26 protein-coding genes and 1 pseudogene are annotated in these 24,656 nt (G+C 64.7%); 7 read left to right on the forward strand and 20 right to left on the reverse strand.

Annotation, left to right across the window (positions count from 1 at the left end):
* Positions 1 to 2 precede the first annotated feature (2 nt).
* Positions 3 to 254 (forward strand): acyl carrier protein, encoded by a 252-nt coding sequence (locus EPN51_RS14525; protein WP_293043724.1) that lies wholly within the window; start codon positions 3 to 5, stop codon positions 252 to 254.
* A gap of 49 nt (positions 255 to 303) precedes the next feature.
* On the opposite strand, the gene EPN51_RS14530 is transcribed toward EPN51_RS14525, so the two are convergent.
* On the reverse strand, positions 304 to 3,012 hold the full coding sequence (locus EPN51_RS14530; RefSeq protein WP_293043726.1) for a cation-transporting P-type ATPase: 2,709 nt from the start codon (positions 3,010 to 3,012) through the stop codon (positions 304 to 306).
* A 432-nt stretch (positions 3,013 to 3,444) separates the two neighbouring features.
* On the opposite strand from EPN51_RS14530, the gene EPN51_RS14535 reads away from it, so the two are divergent.
* Positions 3,445 to 3,876 carry a hypothetical protein gene (locus EPN51_RS14535; RefSeq protein WP_293044067.1) on the forward strand — a complete coding sequence of 144 codons (432 nt, stop codon included), beginning with the start codon at positions 3,445 to 3,447 and terminating at the stop codon, positions 3,874 to 3,876.
* A gap of 125 nt (positions 3,877 to 4,001) precedes the next feature.
* Complete coding sequence (locus EPN51_RS14540; RefSeq protein WP_293043728.1) at positions 4,002 to 4,895, forward strand: universal stress protein; 894 nt, start codon at positions 4,002 to 4,004, stop codon at positions 4,893 to 4,895.
* 1 nt (position 4,896) lies between these two features.
* Here EPN51_RS14540 and EPN51_RS14545 read toward each other — a convergent pair whose 3' ends face one another.
* The 8 genes from EPN51_RS14545 to EPN51_RS14580 all read right to left on the reverse strand — a co-directional run bounded on the left by EPN51_RS14545 (position 4,897) and on the right by EPN51_RS14580 (position 11,148).
* A complete protein-coding gene (locus tag EPN51_RS14545; protein ID WP_293043730.1) occupies positions 4,897 to 5,046 on the reverse strand; it encodes a hypothetical protein in 150 nt (49 codons plus the stop codon).
* Positions 5,047 to 5,133: 87 nt separating this feature from the next.
* Entirely contained in the window at positions 5,134 to 6,315 is a 1,182-nt protein-coding gene (locus EPN51_RS14550) for a site-2 protease family protein (protein ID WP_293043732.1), read from the reverse strand.
* 86 nt (positions 6,316 to 6,401) lie between these two features.
* The gene (locus EPN51_RS14555) at positions 6,402 to 6,575 is read right to left on the reverse strand and encodes a hypothetical protein (RefSeq protein ID WP_293043733.1); all 174 of its coding nucleotides are present in this window, start codon (positions 6,573 to 6,575) and stop codon (positions 6,402 to 6,404) included.
* Between the two features lie 68 nt (positions 6,576 to 6,643).
* Positions 6,644 to 7,387, reverse strand: a complete 744-nt coding sequence (locus EPN51_RS14560) for an SRPBCC family protein (protein WP_293043735.1) — start codon at positions 7,385 to 7,387, stop codon at positions 6,644 to 6,646.
* A gap of 365 nt (positions 7,388 to 7,752) precedes the next feature.
* A complete protein-coding gene (locus EPN51_RS14565) occupies positions 7,753 to 9,162 on the reverse strand; it encodes a wax ester/triacylglycerol synthase family O-acyltransferase (RefSeq protein ID WP_293043737.1) in 1,410 nt (469 codons plus the stop codon).
* A gap of 13 nt (positions 9,163 to 9,175) precedes the next feature.
* Positions 9,176 to 10,429, reverse strand: a complete 1,254-nt coding sequence (locus EPN51_RS14570) for a hypothetical protein (protein WP_293043739.1) — start codon at positions 10,427 to 10,429, stop codon at positions 9,176 to 9,178.
* A gap of 184 nt (positions 10,430 to 10,613) precedes the next feature.
* Positions 10,614 to 10,781: a hypothetical protein gene (locus tag EPN51_RS14575; RefSeq protein ID WP_293043741.1), complete on the reverse strand. Its 168-nt coding sequence runs from the start codon at positions 10,779 to 10,781 to the stop codon at positions 10,614 to 10,616.
* A 97-nt stretch (positions 10,782 to 10,878) separates the two neighbouring features.
* Entirely contained in the window at positions 10,879 to 11,148 is a 270-nt protein-coding gene (locus EPN51_RS14580; protein WP_293043743.1) for a hypothetical protein, read from the reverse strand.
* A gap of 19 nt (positions 11,149 to 11,167) precedes the next feature.
* On the opposite strand from EPN51_RS14580, the gene EPN51_RS14585 reads away from it, so the two are divergent.
* Positions 11,168 to 11,641 (forward strand): DUF5709 domain-containing protein, encoded by a 474-nt coding sequence (locus EPN51_RS14585; protein WP_293043745.1) that lies wholly within the window; start codon positions 11,168 to 11,170, stop codon positions 11,639 to 11,641.
* A gap of 112 nt (positions 11,642 to 11,753) precedes the next feature.
* Here the strand turns inward: EPN51_RS14585 and EPN51_RS14590 are convergent, their stop codons facing one another.
* The gene (locus EPN51_RS14590) at positions 11,754 to 12,557 is read right to left on the reverse strand and encodes a universal stress protein (protein WP_293043747.1); all 804 of its coding nucleotides are present in this window, start codon (positions 12,555 to 12,557) and stop codon (positions 11,754 to 11,756) included.
* Positions 12,558 to 12,991: 434 nt separating this feature from the next.
* Here EPN51_RS14590 and EPN51_RS14595 point away from each other — a divergent pair, with 434 nt between their 5' ends.
* Complete coding sequence (locus tag EPN51_RS14595) at positions 12,992 to 13,423, forward strand: hypothetical protein (RefSeq protein ID WP_293043749.1); 432 nt, start codon at positions 12,992 to 12,994, stop codon at positions 13,421 to 13,423.
* A 173-nt stretch (positions 13,424 to 13,596) separates the two neighbouring features.
* On the opposite strand, the gene EPN51_RS14600 is transcribed toward EPN51_RS14595, so the two are convergent.
* Positions 13,597 to 14,124: a flavodoxin family protein gene (locus EPN51_RS14600; protein WP_293043751.1), complete on the reverse strand. Its 528-nt coding sequence runs from the start codon at positions 14,122 to 14,124 to the stop codon at positions 13,597 to 13,599.
* 253 nt (positions 14,125 to 14,377) lie between these two features.
* Between EPN51_RS14600 and EPN51_RS14605 the strand changes: the two genes are divergently transcribed.
* A complete protein-coding gene (locus tag EPN51_RS14605; RefSeq protein WP_293043753.1) occupies positions 14,378 to 16,246 on the forward strand; it encodes a long-chain fatty acid--CoA ligase in 1,869 nt (622 codons plus the stop codon).
* A 55-nt stretch (positions 16,247 to 16,301) separates the two neighbouring features.
* On the opposite strand, the gene EPN51_RS14610 is transcribed toward EPN51_RS14605, so the two are convergent.
* From EPN51_RS14610 to EPN51_RS14625, 4 genes and pseudogenes are all read right to left on the reverse strand, one after another.
* Complete coding sequence (locus tag EPN51_RS14610) at positions 16,302 to 17,105, reverse strand: HPF/RaiA family ribosome-associated protein (RefSeq protein ID WP_293043755.1); 804 nt, start codon at positions 17,103 to 17,105, stop codon at positions 16,302 to 16,304.
* 85 nt (positions 17,106 to 17,190) lie between these two features.
* Positions 17,191 to 17,301, reverse strand: a pseudogene (locus EPN51_RS14615) (dsRBD fold-containing protein); the annotation flags it as partial.
* Positions 17,302 to 17,319: 18 nt separating this feature from the next.
* On the reverse strand, positions 17,320 to 17,592 hold the full coding sequence (locus EPN51_RS14620) for a DUF1918 domain-containing protein (RefSeq protein WP_293044069.1): 273 nt from the start codon (positions 17,590 to 17,592) through the stop codon (positions 17,320 to 17,322).
* A gap of 116 nt (positions 17,593 to 17,708) precedes the next feature.
* Entirely contained in the window at positions 17,709 to 18,092 is a 384-nt protein-coding gene (locus EPN51_RS14625) for an STAS/SEC14 domain-containing protein (protein ID WP_293043759.1), read from the reverse strand.
* A 568-nt stretch (positions 18,093 to 18,660) separates the two neighbouring features.
* On the opposite strand from EPN51_RS14625, the gene EPN51_RS14630 reads away from it, so the two are divergent.
* Positions 18,661 to 20,166 (forward strand): trypsin-like peptidase domain-containing protein, encoded by a 1,506-nt coding sequence (locus tag EPN51_RS14630; protein WP_293043761.1) that lies wholly within the window; start codon positions 18,661 to 18,663, stop codon positions 20,164 to 20,166.
* Here the strand turns inward: EPN51_RS14630 and EPN51_RS14635 are convergent.
* From EPN51_RS14635 to EPN51_RS14655, 5 genes are read right to left on the reverse strand one after another with little or no spacing between them, the layout of a single operon-like run.
* Positions 20,141 to 20,617: a hydrogenase maturation protease gene (locus tag EPN51_RS14635; RefSeq protein ID WP_293043763.1), complete on the reverse strand. Its 477-nt coding sequence runs from the start codon at positions 20,615 to 20,617 to the stop codon at positions 20,141 to 20,143. The genes EPN51_RS14630 and EPN51_RS14635 overlap by 26 nt on opposite strands.
* Positions 20,614 to 21,906, reverse strand: a complete 1,293-nt coding sequence (locus EPN51_RS14640; RefSeq protein ID WP_293043765.1) for a Ni/Fe hydrogenase subunit alpha — start codon at positions 21,904 to 21,906, stop codon at positions 20,614 to 20,616. Before EPN51_RS14640 ends, EPN51_RS14635 begins: the two co-directional genes overlap by 4 nt.
* Positions 21,903 to 22,661 carry an oxidoreductase gene (locus tag EPN51_RS14645; protein WP_293043767.1) on the reverse strand — a complete coding sequence of 253 codons (759 nt, stop codon included), beginning with the start codon at positions 22,659 to 22,661 and terminating at the stop codon, positions 21,903 to 21,905. The genes EPN51_RS14640 and EPN51_RS14645 overlap by 4 nt, the downstream gene beginning before the upstream one ends.
* Complete coding sequence (locus tag EPN51_RS14650; RefSeq protein ID WP_293043769.1) at positions 22,662 to 23,516, reverse strand: FAD/NAD(P)-binding protein; 855 nt, start codon at positions 23,514 to 23,516, stop codon at positions 22,662 to 22,664.
* Positions 23,509 to 24,633: a 4Fe-4S dicluster domain-containing protein gene (locus EPN51_RS14655; protein WP_293043771.1), complete on the reverse strand. Its 1,125-nt coding sequence runs from the start codon at positions 24,631 to 24,633 to the stop codon at positions 23,509 to 23,511. Before EPN51_RS14655 ends, EPN51_RS14650 begins: the two co-directional genes overlap by 8 nt.
* Positions 24,634 to 24,656: the final 23 nt, after the last annotated feature.

The raw sequence follows: 24,656 nt of genomic DNA on the forward strand, positions 1-24,656 counted from the left end.
CCATGACCGAAGAAGACACTCGCAGCGCCATCCTCTCCGTGCTGACCACCATCGCCCCCGAGATCGAACCCGACGAGATTCGCGACGACGTTCGGCTGCGAGATCAGGTCGACCTCGATTCCATGGACTGGCTGAACTTTCTGCGCGGAATCCATCGACGGCTGCACGTCGAGATCCCAGAAGCCGACTACGCGTCGCTGCGCACGTTGGCCGATCTGGTCACTTACGTAGGCACGGGTGCGCGCCAGCGCTGAGCGGCGCTCGGCCAACGATTGGGACTTGTGCGCCAGCAGGGTGCGATCTTCACGCTGAGCGCTTCCTGAGCAGATACCGCATGAATTCGTCGGCCCCCCAGACGATCACCGGAAATGCGGGCAACAGAAGCAGATCCGAGACCGGCAGCGGCGCGGTTCCCAACAGGGCTTGCATCGGCGGCGCGTAGACGAACAGGGCCGCCAATAAGATTTCGGCGGCAATGCCGGCCAACAAATACCGGTTCGTGAAGACGCCCACCGACCGTAACGAGGCCCGCTGGGTTCGCACGGCGAAAGCCGTGCCGATCTGCCCGGCCATCATGCCCAGAAACGTCATCGTCGTCGCCTGCTGGTAGGCGTGGTGCAGCGGAGCGTCCCCATACACGGGCACACCCGGGTGCCATCCTGCTTTCAGCAGGACATAGAAGAACCCGCCCATTTGCAGCGCGGCGACGATGGCGCCGAGGAACAGCCAGGCCCGGACCAACATCGGGCCGCGAATCACGCCCTCCTTGCGGGGGCGCGGAGGTCGGGCCATGATGCCCGGTTCGGCGGGTTCGCGGCTCAATGACAGCGCCGGCAGCGTCTCGCTGCCCACATCGAAAGCCAGTATCTGCATGATCGTCAGCGGCAGGGGAATCAATCCGCCGCTGACGGCAAATATCAAGAACGGCACCGTTTCCGGGGTGGCGTGAGCAAAGATGTAGACGATGAACTTGCGCACGTTGTCATAGATCCGGCGGCCCGCATGCACCGCGGTGACGATGGTGCTGAAGTTGTCGTCGACGAGCACCATCGTCGCGGCCTCACGAGCGACGTCGGTGCCAGACTTGCCCATCGCCACACCGATGTCCGCGCAGCGCAAAGCCGGGGCGTCGTTGACGCCGTCGCCCGTCATCGCGACCACGTGGCCGCCGTCACGGAGCGCCTCGGCGATGTGCAGTTTGGCTTCCGGGGAAGCGCGGGCGAAGATCACCTCGGGGTGGTCCTGGATCAGCGCTGCGAGTTCTGGCTCGCTGAGCTGCTCGAATTGATCACCTGTCACCACAGTGGGGTGCTCACCGGTAATGCCGACCCGCTGAGCGATGGCCTTCGCAGTGAGCGGGTGATCGCCGGTGATCACGATGATGCGAATTCCCGCCGTGTGGCACTGGGCGACCGACTCGGCGACGCCCGCGCGGGGCGGATCCAGCATCGCGATCAAGCCGGTGAAGCACAGATCCCGTTCGTTGTCGCTGCGGCGCTGCGGTATCGGCTCGTCGGTGGCGAGTTCACGCGACGCGAAGGCGAGCACCCGTAGCCCTTCGGCGGCGAACGCGTTGACGGCTGCCTCGACTGCGTGACGTCCCGGTGCGTCCAGAGGCACCGGGTGGCCGTCCATGTCAAGGATGTGAGTGCATATCGCCAACACCGCTTCGGGTGCGCCCTTGGTGTGCATCACGGGCGGCCCGTCGGGCATGTGATCGACGGTCGACATCAGCTTCAGTTCGGGGTCGAAGTGAAATTGACAGTGGCGCTGCGCCTCTCGGCGGTGCCGGTCGGGGTCTGCCCCCAAGTCGCGCGCGGCCATCAAGATGGCGATCTCGGTGGGGTCCCCGGTCGGGTCGACGCCGTCGTTCAGAGACGCGTTGTTGCAGCTGGCGGCGGCACGGCTCAACGGCCGCAAAGCCGAGGGGTTCGCGGCGGCGGTAGCGGCAAAAGTGTTGTCGCCGAGCTCAACTCGTTGCCCGGGCACCCACGCGGCGACCGGAATCATCCGGTTCTCGGTCAGCGTGCCCGTTTTGTCGGTGCAGATCACGTCGGTGGAACCCAACGTCTCCACCGCTGAGAGCCGCTTGACGAGCGCGCCGCGGCCCGCCAAGTGTCGTACCGCCACCGCGAGTGCCAGCGTGATCACGGGCAGCAAACCCTCTGGCACCATCCCGGCCAGCAGGCCGGCCGCGAACACCAGCGAATTGACCAGGGTCAGGTGCGCGACCAGCGTAGCCACCGGGATGAATGACAGCGCCAGCATCACGGAGACGGCGGCTATCAGCCAGGCGACGCGACGGACCTGGTGCTCCAGCGGGCTCGGATCTGTTTTGACGCGCTCGGAAAGCGCCGCGATGCGGCCGATCTCGGTCGCCATGCCGGTCGCGAATGCCACTCCGCGCGCTTCGCCGCCGGTGCAGCTGGTGCCGCTGAACACCAACTCATGCGCGGACAGCAGCGGCACATTCGTGTCCGCCATGGCCGCTGAACGCAGCGCCGGCACGGACTCCCCCGTCAACGCCGACATGTCGACGTCGACAGCACCGTCGAGCAGGCGGACATCCGCGGCGATGCGGTCACCCTCTCCGATCAACACGATGTCACCGGGAACCAGCTGGGACGCATCGACTTCGGTGCTCGCACCGTCGCGTTCCACCCTGGCACGCTGCGGCAGGTATTTGGCGAGTTCTTCCACCGCCCGTCCGGCCTGCAGCTCCTGAACGAATGAGAACGCCGCGTTCAGCACGATGATCAGCACCACCGCGCTGGCAACGATGTTCGAGCCGACGATCAGCAACAGCCCGGCCGCCAACCACAACAACAGCGCCAGTGGGTGGGTGAACTGGCGCGCCAACTCGGCAGGCCAGCGGCGCCTCCGCCGGCGCCGCAGCGAATTCGGCCCGTATTGCAGCAACCGTCGCTGCGCCTCACGGGTCGACAGGCCACCGCGGTCACTGCGCAGATCCCGCAGCAGGCGATCGGCGGCCTCCTCCGGATCGAGCGCCACGATCGAGGCCCCCCGGTCGCCACCGCCGTTCGTGTGACTTCTGTGCGTCCTGACTTCGCTCATCCGGGTTGGTACCGCAGCAGGCTGCCGTGATGCTGCGGACGCCTGATCGGACACGGGTCTACCTTTTTTGGGTGGTCGTAACAATCATCTCGACGGTAGGAGTGCGACGACGCGTCGGCGAGGGTCATTCGTCCTTGGGTGATGGCCCTAAGTCATCGTGCGGTCGGCGAACCGTAAAGCGGGGCAGATTCACGACGAACGTCCCCATGGCGTGGGACTTCAGTCCCTCGCGGGCGCCTCGGCCGAATGCTCAGATCGAAGGTGAGATGGAATCTCACGCACAACGGCCTGTCACCGATAGAGATGCCAGGCGCGCCAATGGAGGTGTGACAAATGACTACTACAGAACAACCGGAGCTTCGCACCCGACTGTTCGCCCGGGTGCTCGGCCCGTTCTTCGTCATCTTCGCGACAACAACCGTGGCCCGCGCATCGGACATGCGACAGCTGCTGTCGGCTTTCGAAGCCAACTCCGCATTGCCGTGGGTGACAGGCGGTTTCCTGCTGTTGGCTGCCCTGGTCATCGTGGGGCTTCACCAGTACTGGCGAGGCGCCGCGGCGATCATCGTGTCGGTGGTGGGCTGGGTCTTCGCGCTGCGCGCGCTGTTTCTCATGGCGTTCCCGCATGCCTTCATGGGAGCCGCCGATGCCGCAGTCCGCATGACCGCCTTGTGGGTCGGTGTCACCGTGTTCGTCGGCCTGGTGGGGCTGTATCTGACCTACGTCGGCTGGAAGCCCGCGCCGGTTCACCCGTCGACAGGGGCGAAAACCTCGACTCCAGATATCCCGCGCGCCGCATGAGGTAGGACTGCAATCGCCGGACGCTCGAGATACAGCCGTCCGCCACGCTCGATACGGTTATGCGCGGGCGGCCCGGCGGGTTTGGCACCGGCCCGATAGTGCACCTACGACCCGGGGGTTCGGCCATGTCATCGCGAAGCGCGTCGTTGGGAATCGTCGTCGGCGTCGACGAATCACCCGCCGCCAAGGCGGCGGTGCAATGGGCGGCGCACGACGCGGAACTCCGCAAAGTTGCGCTGACGCTGGTGCACGCGATCTCGCCCGAAATCGCCACCTGGCCACGGGTGTGGTTACCCGCGGGCCTGGCCCGCTGGCAGCAGGATCGCGGACGCCGGCTCCTCAACGACGCGTACAAGATCGTGGAAACGGCGTCGCGTCGCGGCGGGCCCGCCGAAGTGCACACCCAAGTTTTGTCCTCGGCCGCTGTCCCGACTCTTGTCGATTTGTCCAAGGACGCAGAGTTGGTGGTCATGGGGCATGGTGGAGCCGGCCGGTCGGCCGGCCTGCCCATGGGCTCGGTGAGCTCCGGATTGCTCCGCTACGCGTATTGCCCGGTGGCGATAGTCCACGACGAGGACCCGTCCACACCCCATCCGAGCCAAGCACCGGTTCTGGTCGGCATCGATGGGTCGGCGGCTTCCGAGTTGGCGACCGCGATGGCCTTCGACGAGGCCTCGCGCAGGAACGTGGGTTTGCACGCATTGCACGCGTGGGCCGATGCCGATACCTCGGATTGGCCCGGAATCGATTGGCCGGCAACGGAGTCGATGGCCGAAGAGGTATTGGCCGAGCGTTTGGCCGGCTGGCAGGAACGCTATCCCGACGTGCGGGTTGATCGTATTGTCGTGCGCGACAAGCCGGCACGCCAGCTCGTACAGCGCTCCGAAGGGGCCCAACTGGTGGTGGTAGGCAGCCGAGGGCGTGGCGGCTTTGCCGACATGCTGGTGGGTTCGGTCGGCGAAAGCGTCGCCCAGACGGCGCGGGTGCCGGTGATCGTGGCCCGCGCGTCGCAGACCTAGGTCAGCGGACGACAAGCACTTCGAAGGCGCCATCCGCATGCTCGGTGAGGTCCTCCGGTCGGCCTCCCAGGATGGGCACCGGCGCTCCGCGCAGATTCGCCTCCCCGGCGGCGTGTTTGACGACGTTCTCGTCGTCGGGGGTATCGGTCATCCGCACGACGACCCAGTCGATCTCAGTGTCGCACGACGCCTGTGACCATATCCGAGCGCTGACGCCCGGTATCGATCCGATTGTGAATCACACAGCGCCGGAGTTCTTTTCCGTGACTTGAGGGTGTGCACTGCCGCCTGTCCCCGGGTGGGCGAGCCGGTAAACGTCGATCAGTCGTGCGAGATCGCTTGGCGTGACGATGCCGACCACCCTGCCACCATCGATGACCAGCGCACGGCTGCAGTGACCGGCCGTGGCCAACCGCTCGATGAGCGCGCTGAGAGGTTCGGGAGGCGCCGCGGTCGGCACGCGCTCCAGCGGCAGCGCGATCTCACGCACGCTGGTCGTGGAGCGCCGGTCGGGCGCAACATCGCGCAGCTGTCTGAGCGTGACCAGCCCCACGATCGATCCGTCCCGGTCGGCGACCGGGTATGCCGAGTGAGGGGCGCCCAGCAGATAGCGCTCGATGAATTCCTCCACCGTAAGCCAGCCGGGCGCGGAACGCGGGTTCGCGGTCATCGCGTCGGCGACGCGCACCCCGGCCAGGGCCTGACGGGTCGTCACTTGCAGCTCTTCCTCCCGCGCGCCGGCGAAGATGAACCAGCCGATGAACGCCAGCCAGACGCCGCCGACCAGGCCGCCCACCAAGAACTCTGCCAATCCCAACACGATCAGGATGATTGCGACGACCCGCCCGGCACGCGCCGCCCCGACCGCGGCGCGCACGCTGTCGCCGGAGCGGCGCCATAAATAAGCGCGCACCAATCGACCGCCATCCAGCGGCGCGCCGGGCAGCAGATTGAACACGCCCAGCATGAGGTTGATGACGGCAAGCCACCACGTCACGCTCACCGCGATGGCTCCCACCCCCAGGGCGGGAAGCACGACGGCAAGCGCGGCGAATCCCGCAGACAGGGCAAGACTGGTCGCCGGGCCCGCCGCCGCGATCCGGAAGTCCGCCTTCGGCGTTTTCGCCTCCCCGTGCAACGTCGTCACACCGCCGAACAGCCATAGCGTCACGTCGCCCACGCGGACTCCCATACGGCGGGCGACAACCGCGTGCGCCAGCTCGTGGGCCAACAGCGAGGCCAGCAGGACCACCGCGCCACAGGCGCCTGCCAACCAATAACTCGGCCGCGAATATCCCTTGACGGTGCCGGGCAACGCGGTAGCCAAGCTCCAGGTGAACAACCACAGGATCACTATGACGCTCCAGTGGACCTTGACTTCGAACCCGGCAATCCGCCCTAGTGGAATGGCGTCACGCATGTCGTAACCTCCGAAATTGATGTCCGATAGCTGTTTTCGCGTCCGTGCTGTTCTTGATCGCCGAGCGAGACCGCCCTCCGGCGCGATCAGCCGGCGATGGCCGCAGGCGAGCCAATCGCCTTGACGAACCGCACAACGGCATGCTTGGGCAGGTGCCGGCCGATGTCGTGCTCACGCATGTGTCGGGCTGCGGCGCTTAGTGTCTCGTGCTCGCCCATGCAGCTCACGCCGGAATTCATGATGTCACGCGCAGCGGTCATCGCATCCTCCTCGGATCCGGGTGAAATTCCCGTCTGATGCCGAAAGTAAGGCGACGCTGATCCCGACGCTAGGGCCGTTGGACCTCCCGTCGGCGGCCAATGGGCCCGGGACCGTTGCCGGCATCACGGAGATTATCCGCCGGCCGTGACTGCTCGGCCGGCGCGCCGGCAGGTGCTGCGATGGCCAGTCGCTCCGCCCGGTGCTTGATTCCAAGCAACAAACCCCGAGTGCCGAAGGCGATCGCCGGCCTGATGAGTTCCATGACGAACACCTCACCGGGGTGGCGCAAGCCGATCCTGGTGCGGGTGAGTAGCCGGACCCGGTCCTCCCAGTGGGGCTGGAGGTGGAACGACCACACCGCATTCCAGCGCCGATCCTCCCGCGTGGCATCGAGCACCAGGTATTTCTCGGGCACGATCTCGGCAACGGTCAACGTCACTCCGGCCGGCAACCCCATCCAGCCCTCGGGCGCCAGCCGCACCGGATCCCCCACCTCCAGTTGCTGCCATTGCGGGTGGATCTGCTCGGAATCATCGTCGCAGCGGCCGTCCAGATTCATTCCGGCACAACCGTAGAACCCACCGCGATCCTGTCCCATCTGCAATAGCCAGGGCCACACCGCGGATACGGGAGCGTCAATGTATACGGCCTCCGTGGTCTGGATGGCCGGATCGGCTACCAACGCATCACCCGGCAGCAGCATCCGGGACTCGGACTTCGTCGTACCCCAATTGCGGTAGTACCGCCGCGCTCCGTACAAGATCGCGAGCAACACGGCGGCTTCGGCGGTACGTTCTGTCTTCTTGCCCATGGCGCCAGTCTGCTCGCACCGCACGCTTTTCCGACAGGGTCAATGGTCCTTGCGGCCATGCCAATGGGCTCCGCACCTCGGGCCAACCGAACGGTATCTGGCCCGGCCGACGCACCCGCAGGGGTTTCCGGGGACCAGTGCAGCGTTCAATGCAGCGTCGTTGTGCGGACCAGGTTTTCGTCGGCAAGTCCGTGCGGCTGCGTGCGCCGCGCGGTATCGGACTCGCGGGTCAAGAAGCCGGTGAGTTCTCCGATCGCGCTCATCAGTGGGGCAGCGAAAACGGCCGAAAGTCCCTGTCCGGCCGGCCGAAAGTCCCTCTGTCCCGAGTATCCGGGTGTCGATGAGGCGCCTCCCGGCTGATCGCATCAGCCGCGCACGCCCACGGCGGTTTCCAGTTCGGTCAAGTACAGCTCGGTCAGCGGTATCAGGGCATCGACGTCACCCATCACGTCGGCGCCCGCAACGAACCCGATTCCGATCCGGTCGGCGTAGGAGCACGTCGTGATGTTGAGTGTCTGACCGTCATAGACGGTTGACACCGGATATATCTCCTCGATGTGGGCGCCGTTGAAGTACATTTCGTCGCGAGGCCCGGGAACGTGCGAAATCGGCAGGTTGTATCCGGTTCGCAATTTCGGCGCCAACGGCAGCATCGGGAAGACGACTGTCGCGGCAATACTTCCCGCCGTTGTCAGCAGCGATGCCGCCGATCCGCGTTTTGTCACCCAGTCTTTCCCTTCCGACATCGAGCGATGGATCAGAGCCAGCCGCGCGACCGGATCATCCACATTGGTGCCCAGTGGGCAGAGCCACAGCCCGAACCTGTTGCCATAAGCCTCATTTACTGTGTGAGGGTGAGTCCGATCGCGGACTGTGATCGGACAGATTGCCACCAGCGACTGCTTGGGCAGTTCCTGGCGATCACTCAGCCACCGGCGCAGAACGGAGGCCAGCACGGCATTGACCACGTCGTTGCCGCTCACCCCGGCGGCCAGTTGCACTGCCCGAATACGGCTCTTCGCCCAGCTGCCCGCGCAGACCGCTCGCATGGGCCCGAGACGGCCATTGAAGCGTGTGTACGGCGCCCCCAGCGGCAGCACGGTCGTGTGCCTGACCAGGCTTGCGATCGCCGTCGACAGCTCGCCGGTGATGACCCGCTCGATCAGGCCGGCGCTCGACGCCGCTGCTTCGGCCATCGACCGAATCGGCGCGACCACACGACGCAACAACCCGGTCGATGACATCGGCGGGGCGAATCCGCGGCCGCAGTCCACATGGAAAGGTGGCATTGACCGGCGCTTCGGGTTGCTGGTCAGTACGTCGGCGATCATCTGGAAACCGGCGACACCATCGATGAGAGTGTGGTGCACCTTCACGTAGAAGGCGAATCTGCCGTCGTCAAGGCCGTCGATCAGATACGACATCCACATCGGGTGTGACCGGTCGAGGCGCTCCGCATCCAGCTCGCCGATCAGCCGCCAGAACTTGTCAAGACCTCCAGACACCGTGCGGCGCTGGTAATGTCGACTCAGGTCGACCGTATCGACATCGCGCCAGACCCATAGGCCGCCGGTATCAACTCCCCGATGTGGATACCGGCGAAGTCTCGGGTCGATCGCGTCGTCACCGGCGAGCGCTTCGCGATACAACCGGTCGACATAGTCCGGCCCCGCATCCACGGGCGGTGAAAGTAGCAGCACGGCACCGACATGCATGGGGCTGGACACCAACTCCGCGGTCATCATCGCGGCATCCAGTGGGTTCAGCGGATTCACCCTGTCCTCGGCTCTACGCGGACTTGTCGCGGTGTGCCGCTGGTCCGTTGAGGAGTCCCGACTGCCGTAGAGCCGCCCACACGAACCGCTGCACTGGCTGCGACCGGAAGAACCCGGTGTGCCCGCCGGGGTACCAGACGATCTCCGGCTTACCCCAGTGTTCCCACAGGCGGGTCACCTGTTCGCGTGGGTGCACGACGCGGTCAGCGACGCCGGCATAGATGAAACGCCCCTCCATGGGCACAAGTGGAGTGAGCGACAGCGGCGACACCATCCGCCCTATGGGTTCGGCCAACTTCATCGTGCGACGTCGCGGGTCGTCGTGACTCAGGCCGGAATGATGACCCAGCAGCCCCACCAGGTCTGCCACCGGAACGCCGAGGATCGCGCAGGTCAGGCCGCTCTCAAGGCTGGACACCAGCGCGGCGATATAGCCGCCGAGCGAAAGACTGTTCAATCCGATGAGCGAGTCCGGCTCCTGCAAGCGGATCCAGGACAACAGTCGCCTGATATCCCAGACCGCCTGAGCCGTCGCATGCACGTCGTCGAGAAGGTTTTCTCCCGGAAAGACCCGACCCTTGGGAAGGCCATGGGCCCGCGGGCCGTGCATCGGAAGGACGGGCATGACGACGTTCAATCCAAGCTCATCATGCAGCTTCCAGGAGCGAAAGAGCGCGAGATCCAGTGCGGCCCGGCCCATCTCGGTGCCATGCACACACACGAGCCAGGGACGCGGTTCTGGATGACGCAGCAAAAGTGCGTACTCACGGTTATTCCCTGTGTAGGTTTGCCACCGACGCCCACCAGGTTCGCCGGGATGCGGCAGGTACCCACTGTCATAGGAGAGGCGATAGAAGGAACGTCTGGATCCCTTGACCTGGCGAACAGTGACGTCTGAAAGAAAGGGAGGTTCGGCAAAAAATTCGGTGGGCGCTTCCAGCCACCCTCGACCGCCGTAGAACTTGAGCCCCGCGACCACTTCGTCGGTGATGTGATCGAACGCCTCAGGTCGAGTGACCGGGCGGCGCGCCTTCAAGCCCATGAGGACGACCTCATCGCGGAATGCCTGTGCAGCCAGCGCGACGGTGGGCCGGGCGATCGGCAGTTCGTCCGACCCACGACCACGGTAATCGCGCCACGACTCGGCGATGTACTGACCGGTGTGCGTGAACGGCTTGATAGCGCCGCCCACGCCACTGGCAGCCACGTCAACCCAATTACGGGGCCCCGGACGCTGCCGGTCGTTACCGGCGGGGATAGCGGCCATGAGGGCACGTTAACGCTGCTGGCGGCCGCCCATTAGGGCCTTACGGCCCAACCAGAGTCACGAAAGTCCTTTGCGGCGCCGACTGGTTCGTCGATCCCCTCAGCCGAGTCGCTGGGACAGCAAATCCCTAGAGCAACGACGAAACGTTGTGGGGCCGTAGTCGATATCAGGAGACCGCAGTCACCTAGCTCGGAGGAACGTGCTCTCCCGGCCGCGGGCATTCGTCGGGCACGTGAATCAGCACCGCCTCGTCGTCGAGTGTCTCGGCCTGGCCACGGCGATGCGCAACCAGGTAAAGCCATCCCGGTCCGATGGGCTGCTTGCAGCGGGCGCACTGCGGGTCGGCGGCCATGGCTTCTCCCTTCCCTAGCCTCACTTTCACGGACATCATTGTCCGCGTCTTCCAAGGTCAGTTAACGCCATTGAGAAAACGTCGTGCCGAAATCGGCTCACGAGCCGGCACGTTCTCCGACAGCAGTATCGGCCGGCAGCGACTGACCGCAACGTGAGGAACAGTCAAAACCGTTGAGCAGCAACGTGGCCAAGGTGCGATCGCCCCGACCCGGCGCAATCTGGCCGAACAGCTCGCCTTGGCGCGAATCGCACAGCTCTTCGTCGGTCCACTGTCGTCGACTCAAAGGGACGAACGGCCCTAGCCGGACGACATCGTCATCTTTATGGTTGGACTGCGCACGCGGAAAATGCGGCGGCACCGCCACGACTCAGGAGCACACCATCATGAGCACTCACCATGAGGCCGGCCCTGCCGCAGGCGAATACAGCGTCGAGGACGACAATCAACTTCAGCCGGCGGACACCCTCATCGACCGCGGTACAGACGACATGCTCGACGAGGGCTACTCACCACCCCAGCGACCGTATGGGCCTGGTGCGTTTGAGCCCTCCGAAACAATGAACCAAATGCTCGCGGAGGAAGAGCCGGATCCGGCCGCGCGAATCGATGTCCTGCTCGATGAATCCGAGCGGCAACGTTCCGATGAAGCCGAGCGCGAAGCCGAATTCCCCCAGCGACGCGAGGTTGGCCGGGCGCGAGCCGGCCGGCTTGTGGCGCCGGGCCAGGGATTTGGCGAAGACACCGAGGCAGAGTTGGTCGCCGAGGACGTCGGTATCAGCGGAGGCGCAGCATCGGCCGAGGAAGCCGCGATTCACATCATCGACGACGAGGTTTACGCCATCGACGACCAAGAGTAGCGGCCAAGCAGGCCGACTCTTCCCTGCATGTAGCTTCCGGTGATCGCGCGGGGGCCCACGCGCTCTTCTGCGCGTCTAGGCCGCTCAGCGCGGTTTAGCTCCGCACTACCAGTTAGCTCCGCACTACCAGCAGCGAGCACAAATCGGCGACCGATGCGGCCGCATCGGGATCGAACCGCGTCAGTGGGGCGACCTGGCCACTACCGATGACGGCCAACTGAACGGGTTCTGCGCTACCGACGATGAATTCGGCGACACCGCCGAGCGCGGGGACGGCCTGCACCTGCACCTGCGGGAATCGGGGACGCCAAGGATCGAGGCGGCGCTGCAGCCGGTCGCCGCCCACGGCGGCCGCGCCGACTCCGAGCGCCAACAGCGGGGCGTCGCGCAACCTGGCTTCACAGAACCCTGTTTCAAGGATCACGTCGCTGTCCGGGGAGCCGTCGACGCTGACAGCGATCCAACCCCCCTCGGGTGCCGACGTTGTGGGCTCGGGACGGATGATGGCCACCGGACAAAACGCGGTGTTGGCCAGCGCGGCGGCGGTGGATCCCAGCACATGGCCGACGCGTGGGATGCCAAGTGAGCCAACGCACACCATCTGGGCTGTGTGTGATTCGCTGATCAGGCCAGCCCGTGGTCCCGCGGTAACAACACCGGTTTCGACTTTGACGGTCTTGCCGGTGGCGGCGACCGCCGCTTCGGCGGCGCGCAGCAGCGGTTCGGCGCGGGCGAGATGGCGCCTAAAATCTTCGCCCGGCCCGGACGGGGTTGTGGTGGAGTCGGCGGCGTGGATCAGCCGCAGCGGCACATCTCGGACGATGGCCTCGTCGGTGGCCCATAACGCCGCCGCGATGGCCGCATCTGACCCGTCAATGCCCACCACGACCGACAAAGTCGCGTGCGGCTGGGTCATCGCCCCTCGTTCGTGAACGTGGTTCTCTGCCATCGCAGCCTTCGTGTTGGGTGTGTGGGCGGCCTGGTTCGTTCAGCTGTACCGTTTGATCCCAGCATTCCGTGCCACCGCGTCGATAGGGACCGAAGTCCCTGAGCTGGCGGGTCATTCGTCATCTCCGCCGTCGTGAACCTGCGGCCCTGGGCACCGTAGGCCGTCGGCGTTCCGCGGCACGACAACGGCGATCTGGTCGTGTGGTGCTGTGCAGTGGACGAATACCCCGAATACCTGGGACTTCGGTCCCTATTGCGCGACTGCGGTCGACGGATCGGATTAGTTCATGGGATTCAATCCATCCCAGAGATGACAGTGATGCACTGTCATCTGAAGGATATCGAACTCCAGACGGAGGTCCAGCTATGAATTCTTCACAACAATCCCAAGGCCGGACACGCATGTTCGCCCGCGTGATCGGCCCGTTCCTCGTGATTGTCACCGCCACTGCAGCGGGACGCGCCTCCGACATGCGGACGTTGCTTTCGCAATTCGACGCGAACTCGGCGTGGCCCTGGGTGAGTGGAGCGTTCGTCCTGCTGAGCGGTTTGGTCGTCGTCGCGCTGCACCAATCCTGGCGCGGCACCGCAGCGGTCATCGTCTCTGTGCTCGGTTGGTTGACAGCGCTCAAGGGGTTATTCCTGATGGCCTTTCCCCACACCTACATCTCGGCGGCCAACTCAGCGGTGAGCGGAACGGGCTGGTGGATGAGCAGCCTGGTCGTCATGGGATTGATTGGACTGTATCTAACCTATGTGGGCTGGGCTCCGGCACCAAGCCGGCCGGCGCGTCAGGCTGCGGCTGCAACCCCGGATCTGCCGCGGGCCGCGTGAATCGACCACCGGAAATCCGGGCGACCCGAGGACGCCACGCCCTCGGGTCGCCACGCCATATGGCGAGTTCTGCATCCGCGATGCCGTCAGCGCACGATGGATGCAATCCTCCGTTAGGTCAGCCGTCGTGTACCGGCCCGACTCACCACCCAGAAGGGTGTCAGGACCTCATATCAGGCGTTCAAAGATGTTCCGGCCCGGCCGGAGTCACGAAAGCCCTTTGACGGACCGGGGTTGTCCTCAACCCGCTTGCGGAGGCGTCGCGCGAACGCCGCGGCTCGTTCAAGATCGTGGTCGTCGGGCCGCCCCCGGTTGATGCCGCCGATGAACCCGAACGGCCCCACCGTGTCAAACCCGCGGCACGAAAATGAGCCGATTACCTCAAAGCCCTTCGCTTCGAGGCGTTTCCGAACCAGCTTGTTGTACCTCAACAAGGGAACCTCGCGCGCCCCACTGGTGAAAAAAGTAAACGCCCGGATGTGGTCGACGGCGGGTAAGTGGCGAATCAGGTTCTGCAGCCTCGCGTCCACGCTCATGTAATAGATGCCGGACCCGAAGCCGATCAGGTCGTACTGGCGCAGCGTTGCAGGGTCGACCGACTCGGGTGCGACGACCTCGGCGTCCAGCACCGCGGCCATCCGATCGGCCACCAGGCGCGTATTGCCGTGCGACTTGGAGGTGCAGATGATGAGGGACTTCATTGCTCAACTCTTTTCGGCGATCCCGGCGACTACACTCCGATGCTGCACGCGCTGTCGTCCCTCCGGTAAGGGCGCAAAGACACAACCGGCCGGGGCCTTGGTCACTTGTGGTCGCGGCGGTCGAACGCAGGGACGTTCGCCGATCTCCGCGTGACTTTCGCCCCTACGCTCGGCCTGCGGAAAGCGGCACGATCGATGCACCAACACATGCCCGCACGAGCGGACCCCGATTCGGCACCCACGGATTGACACCATGAAGGCACTTCGCATTCCGACCGAGAAACCAGACTTCGCCAAGATCGAGAATCGCGCGCCGTCGGTGGCCCGCATGTTCCTCAACCGGGTCGCTGCCACTCCGAACGCCGAGGCCTTTCGTTACCCGCAGGACGACACCTGGGAGAGCGTGACCTGGCAGCAGGTCGACGAACGTGTCTGCGCGATCGCCGGTGGTCTGATCGCGCTGGGGATCGCACCGGAGGATCGGATCGCCCTCGTTTCGTCGACGCGCTACGAGTGGGTACTCGTCGACTTCGCCGTGATGTGCGCCGGCGCGGCCACCACTACGGTCTACCCGACGACCAACGACCGCGACACCGCATACATCCTCGCGAATTCGGGAAGCCGCGTGGTGGTCGCCGAGAACCGGACCCAGCTCGACAAACTGCTCGCACACCGGGCCGAGCTGCCGGACGTGGCCAAGGTGGTGATGATCGACGGCAACGGTGACGGCGACTGGGTGATCACCCTTGGTGAACTCGAACGACTGGGCAAGCAATTGCTCGCCGACTCACCCGATGCCGTCACGAAGCGTGTCGCGGCCGTCGGTCCTGAGCAGCTCGCCAGCCTGATCTACACCTCCGGTACCACCGGACGCCCGAAGGGCGTACGGCTGACCCACGGTGCGTGGACGTATACCGCGGCGGCCATTGACGCGCTCGGCATCCTCGGCCCCGAGGACCTGAACTTCTTGTGGCTGCCGTTGGCGCACGCCTTCGGCAAGGTCATGCTGGCGCTGCCGCTGCAGATCGGCTTCCCCACCGCCATCGATGGCCGGGTAGAAAGGATCGTCGACAACCTCGCGACCTTGCGTCCCACCATCATGGGTGCTGCGCCACGCATATTCGAGAAAGCCCACGCTCGCGTCCAGGAGATGGTCGCCGAGCAGGGCGGGTTCCGCAAGAAGATGTTCGACTGGTCGATCGCGGTGGGCCTGAAGGTCTCGGCGGCCCGACAAGCGGGGAAGCAGCCCTCGTGGGCATCATCGCTGGCCTACCGGGTGGCCGACCGGTTGGTCTTTTCCACCATCCGGGAGCGATTCGGCGGGCGGTTACGGTTCTTCGTGTCCGCGGCCGCCGCCCTCGACCGCGATGTCGCGCAGTGGTTCGACGCCGTCGGCATCGTCGTGCTCGAGGGCTACGGTCTGACCGAGACGGCCGCCGCGTCATTCATCAACCGCCCCAACGCCTACCGATTCGGAACGGTCGGCCGGCCGTTTCCGGCCACCGAGGCCAAGATCGCCGACGACGGCGAAATCTTGCTCAGGGGGCCGGGTTTGATGACCGCTTATCACGATCTGCCCGACGCCACCGCCGAGGCACTCGCCCCGGACGGATGGTTCCGCACCGGCGACGTCGGGGAAATCGACGCCGACGGCTTTCTGCGAATCACCGACCGCAAAAAGGACATGTTCAAAACGTCGCAAGGCAAGTACGTGGCGCCGTCGGCGATCGACGCGAGATTCAAGGGCCTTTGTCCGTATGTGAGCGAATTCCTCGTCTACGGGGAGGGCAAGCCGTACTGCGTGGCGCTGATCGGCCTTGACGCCGAGGCGATTACCGAGTGGGCCGGCAAGAACGGCCTCGCGGGCAAGTCCTTCGCCGAGATCGCCCGCGACGAGAAGACTCACGCGATGATCGCTGGATACCTCGACGTGCTGAACTCGGAACTGAACCGGTGGGAACAGATCAAAGACTTCGCGATCGCCGACCGCGAACTTTCTATCGAAGCCGGCGACCTGACCCCGAGTATGAAGCTGCGGCGCAAAGTGGTCATCGAAAGGTTCTCGGACCGGCTGTCGGCCCTCTACGACTCCGGAAGCGAAAAGTCTCTGACTGCGCCGTGAATCGCACGGTGAAGTCATGCGGAGCGGCCGAAAAGAACAAGCGACGGCGACTCGCTCAGCGCGCCGGCGTGATGAGGCCGTAGTGCCCGTCGTAGCGGTCGTACAGCACGCTGCCACGGCCCCGCGAGGTGTCGAGGAAAAACAGGAACGGCAGGCCGAGCAGTCCTAATCGCTCGACTGCCTGCGCGACGCTGAGCGCGGGAGCCCGCTGCGCGCTGATGGTCAGCGGCAGCTCGAATGGCGCCAGCTCATCCGCATGTTCCGGATTGACTTGTGCGAGACGGTATTCCCCGGCCTTACCGAAATACAGCACGCTATCCTGCTTCGTCCCCGTTTCCGTGAAGAGGTGAAAGTCGTAGTCGAGCGACTCCATCTCCAACGCTGCTTCCTCGACCGTGCAGGTCGGCAGGCTGTAGGACTTATGCCGCATGATTCGGCGTTCGCCCTCGGGCCGGGGAAAATACTTCGGCCGATCGTAGGTCTCGGATTCGTGCCGCCATTCACCTCCGTCGGCCCTCGGAATGCCACCTCGCTTGGCCTCCCAGTGTTCGGCGCCGCGCTCCAGGCGGTGGCGCAGACGTGCCTGCAGGAGATCGATTGCCTCCCGTGCGGTGGTAGCTTCCACCTGAGCACGGATCAGTCGCCCATTGACGTCGAGGTTCGCCTGCGCGATCACCCGACGGGGCACAGCCCGATCGGTGTGCTCGCTCAATTTGACGACGGCACGCAACACTGGTTTGTGGGTAAGCGGGCCAAGCTCGCCGATCTTTGCCCGGGCATAGTCCACGGCATCTTCCAGCTGGCCACGCGTCGTCACTTCGACGTCGAGAACGGAGGGTAAATCAGCTCGCTGTCTCATGATTCATTGCTACGCTTTCCCAAATCCATGTTGTAGAGCCGAAAGTCATCGCCAGCGAGGGTACGGTTACGCTTTTCAACCATATTCAGCGGTGCCGGCCTGCGACCTGCTCGTGCGTGCCGGCTTCTATATCTGCTGATGTCATGGCGAACAACTGATCCGCCAAATCCGCAAGAGCCCGGGCCACCTCGTTGCCATTCATGGCCGGCGTGCCCTAATCGGCGAACCTGCCCTTACGGGAGATAACTGCTTGTATCGCACCGAAACGATCTTGGGCGCGCTTGTCGGCGTTCGCCTGTTCTGCGGCGGTAACGACGATGGCGTCCGGGCCCGGAAAGACGGTAGCCTCGTGGCCGTTGGCGAGCCATCGCACCACATACGGTGGTGCACCATCTGATGAGTGAACTTCGGTGATCAGTCCCCGCTGGTCGTGTTGCTCGACCGTAGTGCCCTTGATCACCAGCCAGTCACCGACTTTTGCCTTCATGCGCTTTTCCTTTCCTACTTCGGTCGAATCATGCACGTGTATCGCCAGGCGGAAGGCATCACGTCACCGCCTTGCATGGCCGAAGATCCTCTGGCGCGCCGAGGTTTTCGGCTGACTCAGGAGGACGGTCCTGCACCGGCAGCCCACTGTTTGGCCCGCTCGAGGTCGTCGAGCCCGAACACGGCGAGCTCGCCGGGGACCATCCACGCCAGCGCATGCAGCGTATGCGCGATCCATTCCTTGTCGGATACGACCGCGATTCGCCGGAACGCCGAATGGTGCGGTAAGACAGTGCCCAGGCCCAGCTTGAGATCCTCGACCAGGCCGCCCGGCCCGAAGCCCTCGTAATCGGAATCGATGACCTCCACGATTCTGATCTCGCCGGTTTTCAGCGACTCCTCGATGGCGGGTCTGACGTCACGCAGTTCGTCACCGCGCAGCCGGCCCGAGACACGGATACCGGTCACTCCCTGCGGCATGTCGGGCAATACCTCAATCATCGGCTCCTCCTTTGTGGGGTACACCTAATCTCTGCACACGCTCGACCGGACGCGCTAGTGCCGTAGGTCACCGAACCAATTTTTCGACGCCTCGCATTATCACCACGATTTGCGGCATCGCGAGTCGCGCTCGGGCGATCGGATGAAGATGACTGCCAGACAGATGATTCCGGCCCACACGGGGACATCTTTCGGCACCCGTAGCTCGGCTTCCCAACCGGTAAAAGGTCGACGGCTTCGATGCGTCTTCTGTGGGCCTGTGCGGAACATAACGAACGGAGGTCCTCTCCGGTCGGGACTTCGGTCCCTATCAACCGATCCGGCAAACCGCTCAAATGGATGTTGTCAATGCGACACTTCCCCGACCGAAGGGAGCCGCCGTGGCTGAGCAGTCGCGTGGGGCGCAGGGCGAGATCGGGCAGCGCCGGCCATGAATGGATCAACGGCTTGTCCATTGGCCCACCGCGTATCGGATGCGGAGCGGGCCCAAAAACCCGGCTCTCGCCGACGTACGGCGGGAGTCGTGCCTGGATTCGCCCGTTGGTTTCGAGGGCTGGTGGTTTTGTTTGTGACCGCGCTGATGCTGTCAGCCGTGCCGCCGGGTATGGCGTTCGCCGACGGCGGGCGTCAGCAAGCCAAACCGGAGGAACGGGCCGCGGCCCTGATACGGCCATCAGTCATGTATCTCGCCGGTGAAGGGTATGGACTGGTGCGGCTGCCCAATGGCGAGATCCTGTCTCAATTCGGCCGCGGGTCCAGCATGCCTTTCCTGGCCACCTGGGACTGCACGGCTTTCGTCGTCAATCCCGATGGATGGGTGGCGACCGCAGGCCACTGTGTCGATCCGGCGAGCGCCAAGCTACTCATACTCAAGCGGGCCGCCAGCGAATACCGAAGTCAGTACCCGGATGCCCCCGAGTCGCACGAACCCGCAGCGGCCTTCGAATGGCTTCAAAAGAACGCGATAGTGGAAGGTGACGCGGCCGGGCAAGGTCCGCACGTGAGTTTCAAGCTGATGTCCGGCACGGGCACCAAGCTCGCCGCGAAGCTGCCCGCCAGCGTCGTCGATTTCCGTCCCCTCGGGGAGGGCGACGTTGCTGTCCTCAAGGTAGCCCAGCGCAACCTGCCGTCCTCCGAACTCGGAACCGACGCCGACGTCACCATCGGTACGTCCATTCTCGCGGTGGGTTTCCCCGAAAGTACCCAAAACATCACCGGCCCTTCGCTAGACCCGACTTACAAGAGCGGCCAGGTCAGCAAGAAGTCGATCGTGGGACCGAGTCCCGAGTACGAGATCGACGCCGCAATGACGGAGGGCATGAGCGGTGGCCCCACAATCGGGCTCAACGGCAAGGTGGTTGGCGTGAACAGCTTCGCCCCCGCCGGTGAAACGCAGTCATTCAACTTCATTGCACCTGCCGACGGCCTGGCCGCACTGTTGGCCGCTAAGGGCGTCAAGCCGATGCTCGGGCCCGCTGACCTGTCATATCGAAAAGGGCTGAGGAACTTCTATGCAGGTCGCTACACCGAGGCGATCGGCGAATTCGACCAGGCGCTGGCGCTGTCCCCCGGCTACCCCGCCCTGGACGATCTCAAGTCCAGCGCGGTCAATCTGCGCCAGCAGTACGGAGATACGTCACGGCTCAGCGGCGCAGTTCTGTTGTGGTACATCGTGATCAGCTTTGTATCGGTGGTCGGCGCGAGCGCCGGCCTGACCTTCCTGATCCTCAGGATGCATCGGGCGCCCGTTACCTCAGCCGCCACGTCCAAGATGGCACCCGCCCCGGGCGCTCCGCCCGCCTTCGGCGCTGTCAGCGCAGAATCGGCTGATACACAAGCGGTTACACCTGCCGGGCAGACATCGGCGTACTACGTCACGGACGACACTAGCGGCGTACAGTCGCTTCGCCTGATACCGGGCCAGCAGTCGGACGATGACGAAACTCACTTCTGCGCGCATTGTGGGGCTGAGCATCACCCCGCGGAACGATTCTGTCCGAACTGTGGCCAGCAGATAAATCGTCCGAAGTCGGCGCGGGAAACCGGGATCATCCCGCCGGCAGCGCGTGGTTGATCTCGGCTGTCACCATATCGACCACCCCCGGCACGGCACGTGCGACCTGCGGAGTCATCCCGATGCCATGGCCAGTATCCGGAACCTCGACAGTGAACACCACAACCTCGCCGGGCACACGCCCAAGCGCTTGCCCCAGCGCGTACGTTCGGCCGATATCGAGGCTGTGCGAGCTCAATCCTTCGGGTTGCGTGGCCACATCGGCCAAATCGCAGCGACGGATGCGGCCGGGCGTTGACGGGTCAACGATCGCAGCGTCGATGATCACGGTCAGCCCGGCACCCGTCCACGCCTCGAGAAGACTCATCGGGTCCGCGATTCCGGTTTTCACACCAACGTTCGGAATCGCGAGGGCATCGAGTGCGGCCGCAGCGGCAACGCCTACTCCGTCATCGCGCCGGAGGTCATTTCCGAGGCCGATGATGACGACCCCTCCGGGTTCGCCCGTCATTCTCGCCGCACCGTCAGCCGCAAGAAGTGTGCCGAGCACGAGATGCACGGATCGTAACTGCGAATCGTCTTTTCGCACAGGGCGGTCAGCGCGGCATCATCGAGAGACAGATTGTCCGTAACAACGCGAGCCAGATCCGCCTCGATCGCCGCTTGATTCTGAGAGGTGGGCGGAATGATGGTGGCCGCCGCCACCAGCCCATCGTCGTCGATCCGGTAGCGGTGATACAGCAGGCCACGCGGTGCCTCGCTGACGCCGTGTCCTACGCCCGGGCGCGCCGGGACGTCGACCCATGGGCGTGACGGACGCTGATACTCCTCGATGATCCGCAACGCCTCTTCGATCGCATAGACGACTTCTACGGCGCGAACAATAATGCTCCGGAACGGATTTCGACATTCGGTCGATAATCCGGCGCTCGTCGCAGCCTGAGCAGCGCTGGGCGACAGCGTCGACGAGTTCAACGAATAGCGCGCCAGCGGCCCGGTCAAATAGCGGCCGCCGTCCAGCGTCGCATGCAACGCGGTCGAATACGGTACCTGCGACTCAGCGACGTGGCTGGTGAACTCGGCGGGCGGAAACGCCGGGCCGGCACTGCGCGCGATTTCGCCGTTCTCGATGGGATAACGGCCCGACGCCGTGAGCGCCAAGAACTCATGGTCAAGCTCGAGATCGGGAAACTCGAATCCCGAAACCCACTCGACCGTAGCCAGCGCGTTGTCCAGCGCGATGCGCAGTTGCTCGACGAGCGGCGTGAAATCCCGTTTGGTTGGCACCGAATAGAAGCCGCCCAGGCGCACGTTGACGGGATGTATCGCCCGCCCACCAACGAACTCCATCAAACGGTTGCCGGCCTTCTTCAGCGCCAGCCCACGCTCCACGGCCGCGGCATGATCGCGCGCCATGCCGATGATGTCGGCGTAGCCGAGGAAATCCGGTGCGTGCAGCAGATAAATGTGCAGCGCGTGACTGTTGATCCATTCACCGCAATACAGCAGCCGCCGCAGCGCAATCAGGTCGTCGTCGACATGAACGCCGCAGGCTTCTTCGATCGCGTTGCAGGCGCTGATCTGATAGGCAACGGGGCATATTCCGCAGACACGCGCGGTCAGGTCCGGGGGCTCGGTGTATGCACGGCCGCGCAGGAAGGCTTCGAAAAATCTCGGCGGCTCATAGATGTTGAGTTGAACGCTGTGTAGCACCTCGTCCCTGAAGATGATGTGCAGTGCGCCTTCACCTTCCACCCGAGTGAGCGCGCCGACGCTCAGTGTGCGAGCGTCCGGCGTCATTGCTTGTCACGCTCGGCGGAAAACGGTACGACATTGAACGTCGAGAACACCCGGTCGACATCGCCGTCGGACATTCCATCACGGCGCAGCAGCGGGATCAGCGTCGCCGTCCGCGGGATCGCCGACGGGCCGAAGCAGCCGTAGCACCCGCGGTGATGGCGCGGACAGAGGGCTCCGCAGCCCGCGTGGGTGACAGGCCCCAGACACGGGATCCCGTCGGCAACCAGAACGCACGTCACCCCGCGGAGTTTGCATTCCGTACACACCGTCTTGGCCGGCAGCCGTGGTTTGCGGCCAATGAGAAGCGCCGCAAGGGTATCGAGCAGCTGTCCACGGTCTATCGGGCATCCGGGCAGCTGGTAGTCGACCGTGACGTGCTCCGACGCCGGCGTAGAGGTGGCCAACGTATCGATGTATTCGGGCTTCGCGTACACGACGGACGTGAACTCGGCGATGTCGGCAAAGTTGCGCAGCGCCTGCACTCCCCCTGCCGTTGCACATGCGCCGATGGTGACCAGCACCTTCGATTGGTCCCGAATCTCGTGAATCCGCTGCGCATCGCGGCCGGTGGTGATCGAACCTTCGACCAGGGACACGTCGTAAGGCCCGCTGACGGTTGCGCTCGAAGCTTCGGCGAAGGTGGCGATCTCGACCTGGTCAGCCAGGGTAAGCAACTCGTCCTCGCAGTCCAGCAGGGTCAGCTGACAACCGTCGCAGGAGGCGAACTTCCACACTGCCAGCGTGGGTCTGCGCATTTAGAGCTCCTTGACCTGCAGCAGGGGGCCGGCAATGTCGTAACCGACCACGGGTCCGTCGCGGCACAACAGCAGCGGCCCCAGCTGACAGTGCCCGCACCAACCAATTCCACATTGCATGTTGCGTTCCAATGACACGCGAATATCCTGCGCCGCTAGGCCTTTCGCGAGCAGGGCCTCCGCACCGAAGCGCAGCATCGGCTCCGGGCCGCACAGGAACGCCGTGGTGCGATCGGCATTCAGTTCCAGTCGGCTCAACGGGGCGGTGACCAACCCGACCTCGCCGGTCCAGCCGGGTGTCGCGGCATCGACGATCAAATGCAAATCGATCTGCGGTTCTTCGGCCCACTTCTCCAGCTGGGCGGCGAACACGAAGTCGGCCCGGGACCGCGCGCCGACTATGAGCGTGATCCTGCCGTAGCGCGCCCGCCGCGCCAACGCGCCGAGCACTGCCGGCCGCAATGGACACAAGCCGACGCCGCCGGCGACCATGATCAAATCGCGATCGCCTGCTTCGTCCAACCCCCATGTGGTGCCGAACGGGCCCCGCACCCCGACAACGGTTCCCGGCCCGGCGTCGTGTAGGGCTCGGCTGACGGCGCCGACCGCGCGAACCGTGTGGGTGATCGACCCGTCAGTGACGGTGGGATCGCCGCTGATCGAAATCGCGACTTCGCCCACCCCGAACGCGTAGAGCATCATGAATTCCCCGGGTTGCGGAGACCGTAGCGCTTCACCCACCGGGACCAGGGTCAACGTGACTGAATCCGGACTCTCCACCTCCCGGGTGCCTACGCGATACGGGACCGGCGCCATGGCCGACGCCAGAGCGGTGCCGTTCGCCCCGTCAATCATCGCCGGCCATCTTGTTCATCTCTGCAGTGATGTCAATACCGGTGGGGCACCACGCAATGCATCGCCCACAGCCGACACAGCCCGACATGCCGAACTGATCGTGCCAGGTGCCCAATTTGTGGGTCAGCCAATGCCGATAGCGCGATGCGCCCGACTGGCGAACACTGCCCCCGCCGTGAATGTAGGTGAAATCGAACTCGAAACACGACGCCCAGTGGCGCCAGCGCTCGGCGTGCTCGCCGGTGAGATCGCTGACGTCTTCGGTGCTGGTGCAAAAACACGTGGGGCACACCATTGTGCAGTTACCGCACGTCAGGCAGCGACTGGCCACCTCATCCCATTGCGGGGACTCGCGAGAGCGGACGAGCAAGTCCCGCAAATCCGCCTGCGGCATCTGGCGGCCCATTCGATGTGAAGCGGCCTCGACATCGGCACGCGCCGCATCGATTTCGTTGCCACCGGCGACACGATGCGGGATACCCGCGAGCACGTCGGCGCCCTCCGGACTGCCCACGTCGACGAGGTACGAGGGCGTGTCGCCCGCAAGGCGTTCCGTGAGGGCCAGGTCGTAGCCCGGGCCGACCGCGGGTCCGGTGCCCATCGATGTGCAGAAGCAGAGTCCACCCGGTTCCGTGCAGTTCACCGCGATCACGAACGCTTGTCGACGACGGGCGACAAACGACCCGTCGGGATAGGAAGAACGCCCCAGTACGCGGTCGAGCGTGGCAATCGCTGCCAGGTCACACCCACGCACTCCCAGGAATGCGTACCGGGGGGTGTCTTCTTCGGATTCCGCTTCGCCCGGCCCGTCCCGGGTACCGGACCACAAGCGCTGCCGTGGTGGGTGGAGAAATTGCTTCCAGGACTGCGGACCAGCCGAGTGTCCGAACGCCGCGTCGTCGTCGCGACGGCGGACCCGGTAGTGCCCCGGACCCACATCGACGCCCCACCCCCGGGGCAGATCGTCCGCCGAGTCGAGTTCGGCCAGCACGATTGCGTTGTCCCGCAGGGTCGGACCGACCACGCGGTAACCTCGTTCGATCAGCACCTCGACAAGGCGTTGCAGGCCAGCGGCGTTCAACATCGCGGTACCGGGGTTGTCGGCGTTTCCGCTCATTGACCCATCATCCGCTCGACCCG

The sequence above is a fragment of the Mycobacterium sp. genome, assembly GCF_004298145.1.
Lineage (GTDB): Bacteria > Actinomycetota > Actinomycetes > Mycobacteriales > Mycobacteriaceae > Mycobacterium.